Below are 8,088 nucleotides of genomic sequence, written 5' to 3'. Positions count from 1 at the left end.
CCGTCGACGATCCGACGCCCGGTGAACGGGTTGTACCGCTCCTCGGTCACCGGAGTGCTCACAGAGTGTCGTTCAGTGCTTTGATCGGCATCTGCAGATCGACCAACAGATCCAGATCCTTCTCGGCGGGACGCCCGAGGGTCGTCAGGTAGTTGCCGACGATGACGGCGTTGATTCCGCCGAGGATGCCCTGCTTGGCACCCAGGTCGCCGAGAGTGATCTCGCGTCCACCGGCGAAGCGCAGGATCGTGCGAGGCAGCGCGAGACGGAATGCCGCCACGGACTTGAGCGCCTCGCTGGCGGGCAGCACGTCCAGATCACCGAACGGGGTACCCGGACGCGGGTTGAGGAAGTTGAGCGGGACCTCGTCCGGCTCGAGTTCAGCCAGGTTGGCCGCGAATTCTGCGCGCTGCTCCAGCGATTCGCCCATGCCCAGGATTCCGCCGCAGCACACTTCCATGCCTGCTTCGCGAACCATCCGCAGGGTGTTCCAACGCTCTTCCCACGAGTGCGTGGTGACGACGTTCGGAAAATGCGACTTCGAGGTTTCCAAGTTGTGGTTGTACCGGTGCACACCCATGGCGGCAAGTTGGTCGACCTGTTCCTGGGTCAGCATGCCGAGCGAACAGGCGATCTGGATGTCGACCTCGTTGCGGATCGCCTCGATGCCGGCGGCGACCTGAGCGAGCAACCGGGCGTCGGGTCCGCGGACGGCTGCCACGATGCAGAACTCGGTAGCGCCCGACTTCGCAGTCTGCTTGGCAGCTTCCACCAGGCTCGGGATGTCCAACCAGGCCGCACGAACCGGCGACTGGAAGAGTCCGGACTGCGAGCAGAAATGGCAGTCCTCAGGGCAGCCGCCCGTCTTGAGGCTGATGATGCCCTCGACCTCGACCTCCGGTCCACACCACTTCATACGCACATCGTGGGCGAGAGCCAGCAGGTCTTCGAGCCTGTCGTCGTCGAGGCGGAGTACGTCGAGCACCTGGCTTTCGGTCAGGCCAACTCCCCTTTCGAGAACTTGCTCGCGCGCCTGGTCGAGGATGTCGACCGTCGCAGGGGCCGTGCTAATCGGGGGCGGGGTCACAGACGTCTCCTTCAGAACCAGCAAAATTGAACACCGTACAAGTTGAACGGTGTTCACGTTAGAGACGTGGTGGAATACTGTCAAAGGCGGTCCGATCGACATCTGATCGCGAGCGGTCAACAGCGAGGCGAAACGAGGGGAACAACAAGTGCAGTTGCGACGCGGCGACGTGCTGGACGGCGCCATGGCGATACTCGACGAGTTCGGGCTTGCCGACCTCACGATGCGTAGGCTCGCAACCTCGCTTGGCGTCCAACCCGGCGCTCTCTACTGGCATTTCCCGAACAAACAGACCTTGCTCGGCGCGGTCGTCGACAAGATCCTCGAAGACCTCGACGCCCCCGTTGACGCGGACACGTGGCAAGAGGCGTATTCCGAACTGGCACACAGACTTCGATCTGCCCTGCTGGCGCACCGCGACGGCGCCGAGTTGGTCAGCGCCACCTTCGCCTCACGGATGACAAGCAGCAAGGTGCGCGAGCACTTCGTGCAAGCCGGGCAAGAATCCGGCCTCTCACGCGAGCACGCCCAACTCGCGGCGTATGCCCTACTGTATTACGTACTCGGCCATACTGTCGACGAGCAGTCCCGAGCGCAGATGGAAGAAATGGGGGCACTCACCCGGGCTCCCATTTCCCCCGACTCCCCCGACGTCATCGGTGGCGGTTCCGACGAGGACCTCCTCGACGGCGATCCGACAGTGCGATTCCAGTTCGGCCTGGACCTCTTCATCGACGGCATTCGCACTCGACTGAATTCGACCCTGAATTCAGACCACACCGAATCGGTTCTACGACACTCCTGACAGTCGCAGCAATGCAGTAGCGCCGGCCGCGACAATCACCACGACTACCAACGGGGCCTTGAACCAGGCGCAGATGCCTCCGGCCACCACGCCGAGCATCCGCGCCGGACCCGCAACGTCATGTCCGGTGAAGATCGCCGAGGTCGCAACCACTGCAAACAACAGCACCACGACAGCACGATCGAGGGCCTTCTCGGCGAAGACGGAGAGCGTCACCCGAGCTCGGAGCAGAACACCACTGACCCGCAAAGCGTAAGAGCCGCAAGCGAACACGACAATGCCGATCCAGACCGATGCAGCATTCATCGAACCTTCTCCCGGAACGGTATCGTCACCGCGATACTCAGCAGAGCTACGAGCGGCGCGGTACCCGACGGCAGGAACGGTGACGTGGCCACTGCAACCGCTGCACCGATCACAGCGGCAAGCAATGTCACCTTTTCCCTCAGTGCGGGCAGGACAAGGGCCAGAATGACGACCGGAAAAGCGGCATCCAATCCCAACGCGGCCGGATCTTGGACGACGCTGCCGAGCAGCCCGCCCAGGAGAGCTCCGATCGGCCACGACACCGCGATCCCGATCCCACAGAACCAGAACGCCGCACGCTTCTGCTTCACCGAGCCCTGCGCCATGGCAACCGCGACGCTTTCATCGTTGACCAGGTGCGCGCCGACCAACTTGCGCCAGCCCGAGCCCCTGCGCCAGCCTGAATCCGTGTGGCAAGCCCCGCCGAGAAAAGATCCCGCTGCCAGTCCGTAGGCGAAGTTTCGGGAGTTGATCAGCAAGCCGGCTACAACTGCAGCGAGGGCGCCGCCTCCGGCCGCGATGATTCCGATGAACAGAAACTCCGAAGACGCTCCCAGAACGAGCACAGCCAAGGCAAGCAGCTGCCACAGCGAGAATCCAGCTGATCCTGCCGTCACACCGTAGGACACGCCGACGATGGCCACGGAGAGACAGATCAGCACACTCACCCGGATTGTGTCGCGATCAACTGTTCGCCATAAAGAACGCATGTATTCTATGTTGAACGCATTGAACCCGTTCGTCAAGAAGAACGATCGATCGGAGAATCGAACGATGGGTAGTGGTGAAACCGGCACGGATCAGAGCCCTCAGAAGCTGGTGGCAGTCGCACTCAAACGCGAGCGCACCCGAGCGGGCTTGAGCCTCTCGGAGGTCGCCCGGCGCGCCGACATCGCCAAATCCACACTCTCCCAACTCGAATCCGGCCTCGGAAACCCGAGCCTCGAAACACTGTGGGCACTCGGCAACGCATTGGGTGTGCCATTCTCACAACTCGTCGACTCGCAGGCACAGACCGTTCAGTTGATTCGAGCCGGAGAAGGGCCCGCGATTGCGTCGGCGAACGCGTCGTACATCGCGACTCTCCTGGCGCCGAGCCCACCGAACGCACGCCGCGATCTGTATCGGATCGTCGCCGAGCCGGGCGAGCCGCGTATTTCGACTCCGCATGCCCGCGGCACCACCGAACACGTTGTGATCGGTACGGGTCGGGCCGAGGTCGGGCCGACCGCAGATCCGATCGAGCTCGGACCGGGCGACTACCTCGCATATCCCGGCGACGAGGAGCACATCTTTCGGGCACTCGAACCAGGCACGACGGCGATCATGGTTTCGGAGCACACCTGAGCCTCGATCAGTTTCACCGATGAGTTTCGTCGCTGCGGGAAGTCTGTATCTGCAAGGTGATGTGGCCAGCGCCTCGATCACCGACGCCAGTAACGACCAACAGCAGGAGGACACATGTCCGGATCCAGCATCAGCAGCATTTTGCTCTCGAGCACCAACCCCGAACGCCTGCGCGACTGGTACGCCGAGGCGTTCGCCCCGAAGGTGGACCGCACCCCGGGCGAACCCGGCTACGACGTCCTCGACTTCAACGGTTTCTACGTGATGCTCGACAGACGCGACGACGTCGGCGATACCAACCCGCAGCCCGGCCGAATGTTCCTCAATGTCGAGACCGACGACGCCCGGTCGATCGCGCAGCGCATCGATGCACTCGGCGGAAACTGGTTCGCCCCACTCGAAGACCGCGGGGGCAGTTTGTTCGCCACCGCTATCGACCCCGACGGAAACTACGTTCAGATCATCGAGTTCAGCGAGGAAGCCAGGGCCGAGATGGAATCCGGAATGACGGATTCCCACACCACCTAGTCCGGCAACCGCTGGGAACGGAGATAGTCATGCTTGCAGACACGAAAGCATTCAGCGGATTTTCGGTGACTGACATCGACGCTGCAAAGAAGTTCTACGGCGAAACACTCGGGCTGAAAGTGACCGACGAAGACATGGGACTCATTCGCCTACATCTTGCCGGCGGAACCGAGATCCTGGTTTATCCGAAACCGAATCACGAAGCGGCGACGTACACGATCCTCAACTTCGTCGTCGACGACATCGACACAACCGTCGATCAACTGACCGCACGTGGTGTGGAGTTTCTGAAATACGACGGATTCCCCCAGGATGCGCGAGGCATCATGCGTGGCAACGGCCCCGATATCGCGTGGTTCACCGACCCCGCCGGCAATGTTCTGTCGGTAATCAAGGAGTCCTGACGCGCTTAACCGCTGAACAGCTGTGACTGCCGCTGTTCAGCGGTGTCGGTATTGGAGCGTTCCGCTGCCGCAGTTTCACGCTCGGCCGCCAATTGCTCGGCGCTTTTTGCGTCGACAACGGGCTCCGACGCACTGAGGTCGGAAAACAAGCCACTGTTCGATTCGTTCACATGCCACCCTTTTGCCTGGTCATCGTTGCCGCGCGCAGATAAACCTGCGTTAGAGATCGGTCGATGGCTACTTAAATACTGCCGCCCGTACGGCGCCCACAAGACGCCGATGACTCAGCAGTTCTTCACCCAGTCTTGCACGCCTGTGTTTTCCACGAGAAATTCGGTCCAGACGGGTTGTCATCGACCGCACGGCGGAGCAATGTGAAAGATGAGCGCGGAGCAGGTCGGCAGCACTTTCGTCGGACACCTGGCCCCTCAATTCACCGCACAATTTTTGGAGGAATCATGTTGGGAATTGCTTTGGGCCTCGGCAGCGCTGCTGTCGGAATCGGCCTCGGACTGCTCGGCGCAGGAGCGGGAATTCTGCTGAGCGACAAGACCGTCAAAACCGCACGACGTGAACTCACCGCCTGACGAGGGCGAGCGCACTGAAAAGGGCGAGCGCACTGAATACCTCGGCGTTGGAGTCAGCACTCGAGTGAACGCCGCGATGCGCCATCCTGCGCACTGGGTGTTCTCACGGGCCACGCGACGACGGGGCGTGCATACGGACGCGGTTGTTCCGACCAGCGCCCAGGATGTGCTCGACAGGTTGACAGCCCTTCGAATAAGCACGTGGAGTTACGGTTTCGACCACAAGTCGATCCGTCATCTGGGTCCGATGGCGCAGGATTTTGCAGCGATTTTCGGCTTGGGATCCAACACCCGTCGTATCTCGGCCGTCGATGCGAACGGCGTGTGCATGGCGAGCATCCAAGCCTTGAACCGCAAAATAGGCGCCCTCGAGACAAAAGTCAGCGCGCTCGAGAAGGAACTCGACACACTGCGCACGGAGACGGGAGAGACGAGAACGGATCGAAATACGTTAGAGATGAACAACAATCACAAATCCTCGGCGCTCGACGAATTCGGCGGTTCCACCGGTCTGTAGTTTGTTCGGTGTGACCGCCCCTGATTCAGACTCCGACTCAGCTTCAGACTCCGACTCGGACCCCAACGAGATTGCCGCACTGTTCGACGTGACATCCGACGCTGTCGGAGACGAACACGTCGAACAGGCACTTTCCGAATTCGGCCTTGGCACAACGGAGATCACGGAGACCGCGGCCCGCATCCGGGCCAGTCGGTCGGAATTTCGTCGACTGCGCCGCCGCGAGAACGAATTGGCGGTCCTCTATTCGAGTGCGCGCGAGCTTGCGCAGGTTCGCGACGTCGACACACTGCTGCAGAGACTGGTCAACCGCGCACACGACATCATGGGTACCGACGTCACGTACCTGTCCGAGTTCGACGTGGTCACCAGAGATCTGAATGTTCGAAAGACAGCCGGCGCGGTCTCGCCGGAGCTCCAGCATCTGCAGGTTCCTGCGGGCGCCGGCTTGGTCAGCGCGATTGCCGAATCTCGTGCGGCCCAGTGGGTCCAGAACTACAGCGAATACACGCAGTCGCGGCACGACGAGGTGGTCGATGCCGCGATCGTCGCCGAGGGTCTGGTGGCGATTCTCGGTGTGCCGATGCTCTCGGACGGCCAGATCCTCGGCGTCCTGTTTGCCGCCGACCGCCGGGAACGACGATTTACCGCAGATCAGATCGCCCTGCTCTCTGCTCTCGCCGATCACGCCTCGGTAGTCCTGCAAACCGCACGGGCGCTGGACCGCGCCGAGGAATCCGCCGTCGAGACCGGGCGAGCACTCGACGAGCTGCGCGAGCACGTGTCCGCGCGGGACAAATCGAACATCGTCCACCAGGATCTGATCCATGCCGTTCTCCGCGGCGGTGGCTATGCCCAGGTAGCACGAACTCTCAGCAGCGCCCTCGAGCGCAGCACCGTCGTCGTCGACAACGAGCTACGCCCTCTCGTGACATCGTCGGGTGAGCAGATCACGACGGTGCCGTTGTCGCTACCTCGCGCCGTGTCCGATGCCATCGACCAGAGTCGCCGCAGTGGCCGATGCACGTTTGTCGCCGATAACAGCGAGACCGTGATCCAACTCGTCAGCGCCGTCACCGCCGGAGAATCATTCCTCGGGGCGATCTTGCTGAATCGATCGGACGCGCCGATCGGACCCGTCGAACTCAGGACCGTGGAACGGGCAGCTCAGGTTACAGCGATTCTCGTGTTGCAACACTCGGCGGCAGCAGCAGCGGATCGGCGCGCACGTGACGAACTGGTCGCCGACCTGTTGAGCACTGCGCCCGAGCGGAGGCGCGATCTCGAACGTCGGACCCGCAACCTCGGTATCTCCCTCGGCGAACTCGACACCGTCCTCGTGGTGTCGGTCGCTCCGGAACTCCGCACCGCGGCGCTCCGTGCAATCGGGCAGAGTCTGCCGGTCGGAGCTTTGGCGTCGCAGCACGCCGGATTGATCGCGGTGGTCTCGCGCTCGGGGAACCCTGCAGCCGCGGCGACCGTCGTTCACCGCCAGATCACCGGTTCGGTGGGACCCCACGCTGTAGTGATTGCGCCGGCAACGGCGGAGCGCCCCGAAGAACTCCCGGCGCGCTTCACCTCTGCGCTGCGCACCGCCCGCCTGCTATCGGCGTTGGGCAAGACCGACGGCGCGGTCACGACTGCGTCGTACCTGCCGTACACCGTTCTGTTCGGGGAGAATCCGGAAACACTCCATCAATTCGTCGACGAAGTAATCGGCCCGGTACTCGCCTACGACCGTGACAAGGACACCGATCTCACGGCGACCCTTCGGGCTCTGGTCCGCAACGACGGGAGCCCGACCAAGGCTGCCCGCGCACTCAACTACCACCCGAACACCGTCGTTCAGCGACTCGACCGCATCCGTACGCTCCTCGGTCACTCCTGGCGTGAAGACGAGAACTTCTTTCGCGTGTCCATGGCGACGAGGCTCGACGAACTTCGAGAAGTGGGAGCCGAAGAGGGTGGAAGCGACATCAACGACAGCGGCGATGGGGCATGACACTACAATTTCGACCGATCGGTGTGTTGTGAGCACGTGGCCTGGCAGGCATCAGCCTCCCTACTGTGAAGCGGAGCACAGAACCACTTCAGGAGGACGACCCCCCGTGTCATCAACCAACAGCCGATCAACCAACAGCCGCATCGCCGATTTCCGGTCCTACGACGTCGCCGCACGGCGCGCCGAGATCGTTCGCCAGACCGGCCTGACCGAAGCAGACATCGCGGTCTACGACGCTGCCAACGGCCTCACCCTCGATCAGGCCGATCGCATGGTCGAGAACGTCCTCGGCGTCATCGGCATCCCGGTCGGCGTGGCCACCAACTTCACGATCAACGGCAAGGACTACCTGATCCCCCTCGCCACCGAGGCAGTCCTGGTAGGGCCTGCGGAGCAGCGCCGCGCGGTTGAGGACGAGGTGCTTCATGCGTGGTCTCCGGTGGTTCGGGTCGTGTGCGGGGTGCGCCGCGGCCGCACGTGGGGGCCCAGGATCTCCAGCGGGTCC

Annotated in this window: 11 protein-coding genes and 1 pseudogene; 8 read left to right on the top strand and 4 right to left on the bottom strand. The window is 62.5% G+C overall.

Features of this window, described 5'->3' with window-relative positions; genetic code table 11:
* Positions 1 to 58: 58 nt before the first annotated feature.
* The gene (gene bioB / locus ACFQ6H_RS29525) at positions 59 to 1,072 is read right to left on the bottom strand and encodes a biotin synthase BioB (RefSeq protein WP_024487821.1); all 1,014 of its coding nucleotides are present in this window, start codon (positions 1,070 to 1,072) and stop codon (positions 59 to 61) included.
* A 163-nt stretch (positions 1,073 to 1,235) separates the two neighbouring features.
* Between bioB and ACFQ6H_RS29520 the strand changes: the two genes are divergently transcribed.
* A complete protein-coding gene (locus tag ACFQ6H_RS29520; protein WP_378650388.1) occupies positions 1,236 to 1,892 on the top strand; it encodes a TetR/AcrR family transcriptional regulator C-terminal domain-containing protein in 657 nt (218 codons plus the stop codon).
* Here the strand turns inward: ACFQ6H_RS29520 and ACFQ6H_RS29515 are convergent.
* Positions 1,878 to 2,198 (bottom strand): AzlD domain-containing protein, encoded by a 321-nt coding sequence (locus ACFQ6H_RS29515; RefSeq protein ID WP_378650386.1) that lies wholly within the window; start codon positions 2,196 to 2,198, stop codon positions 1,878 to 1,880. The genes ACFQ6H_RS29520 and ACFQ6H_RS29515 overlap by 15 nt on opposite strands.
* A complete protein-coding gene (locus tag ACFQ6H_RS29510; RefSeq protein ID WP_378650384.1) occupies positions 2,195 to 2,866 on the bottom strand; it encodes an AzlC family ABC transporter permease in 672 nt (223 codons plus the stop codon). The genes ACFQ6H_RS29515 and ACFQ6H_RS29510 overlap by 4 nt, the downstream gene beginning before the upstream one ends.
* A gap of 106 nt (positions 2,867 to 2,972) precedes the next feature.
* Between ACFQ6H_RS29510 and ACFQ6H_RS29505 the strand changes: the two genes are divergently transcribed.
* From ACFQ6H_RS29505 to ACFQ6H_RS29495, 3 genes are all read left to right on the top strand, one after another.
* Complete coding sequence (locus ACFQ6H_RS29505) at positions 2,973 to 3,545, top strand: helix-turn-helix domain-containing protein (RefSeq protein ID WP_378650390.1); 573 nt, start codon at positions 2,973 to 2,975, stop codon at positions 3,543 to 3,545.
* A gap of 114 nt (positions 3,546 to 3,659) precedes the next feature.
* Positions 3,660 to 4,073: a VOC family protein gene (locus ACFQ6H_RS29500; RefSeq protein ID WP_378538773.1), complete on the top strand. Its 414-nt coding sequence runs from the start codon at positions 3,660 to 3,662 to the stop codon at positions 4,071 to 4,073.
* Between the two features lie 29 nt (positions 4,074 to 4,102).
* Positions 4,103 to 4,477, top strand: coding sequence for a VOC family protein (locus tag ACFQ6H_RS29495; RefSeq protein ID WP_347872989.1), 375 nt, complete (start codon positions 4,103 to 4,105; stop codon positions 4,475 to 4,477).
* Positions 4,478 to 4,482: 5 nt separating this feature from the next.
* Here the strand turns inward: ACFQ6H_RS29495 and ACFQ6H_RS29490 are convergent, their stop codons facing one another.
* Entirely contained in the window at positions 4,483 to 4,647 is a 165-nt protein-coding gene (locus ACFQ6H_RS29490) for a hypothetical protein (RefSeq protein ID WP_214888215.1), read from the bottom strand.
* A gap of 288 nt (positions 4,648 to 4,935) precedes the next feature.
* On the opposite strand from ACFQ6H_RS29490, the gene ACFQ6H_RS29485 reads away from it, so the two are divergent.
* From ACFQ6H_RS29485 to ACFQ6H_RS29470, 4 genes and pseudogenes are all read left to right on the top strand, one after another.
* Entirely contained in the window at positions 4,936 to 5,064 is a 129-nt protein-coding gene (locus ACFQ6H_RS29485) for a hypothetical protein (protein ID WP_003941742.1), read from the top strand.
* Entirely contained in the window at positions 5,048 to 5,581 is a 534-nt protein-coding gene (locus ACFQ6H_RS29480) for a tail fiber domain-containing protein (protein WP_378650382.1), read from the top strand. Before ACFQ6H_RS29485 ends, ACFQ6H_RS29480 begins: the two co-directional genes overlap by 17 nt.
* Before the next feature lie 10 nt (positions 5,582 to 5,591).
* Positions 5,592 to 7,583, top strand: coding sequence for a helix-turn-helix domain-containing protein (locus ACFQ6H_RS29475; protein WP_378650380.1), 1,992 nt, complete (start codon positions 5,592 to 5,594; stop codon positions 7,581 to 7,583).
* A gap of 106 nt (positions 7,584 to 7,689) precedes the next feature.
* Positions 7,690 to 8,088, top strand: a pseudogene (locus ACFQ6H_RS29470) (hypothetical protein); the annotation flags it as partial.

Origin of the sequence: Rhodococcus sp. NPDC056506, assembly GCF_042794945.1 — a bacterium.
GTDB lineage: Bacteria > Actinomycetota > Actinomycetes > Mycobacteriales > Mycobacteriaceae > Rhodococcus_F.
Note: the sequence above shows the minus strand (reverse complement) of the source record. Positions and strands in the feature narration are given on the sequence as shown.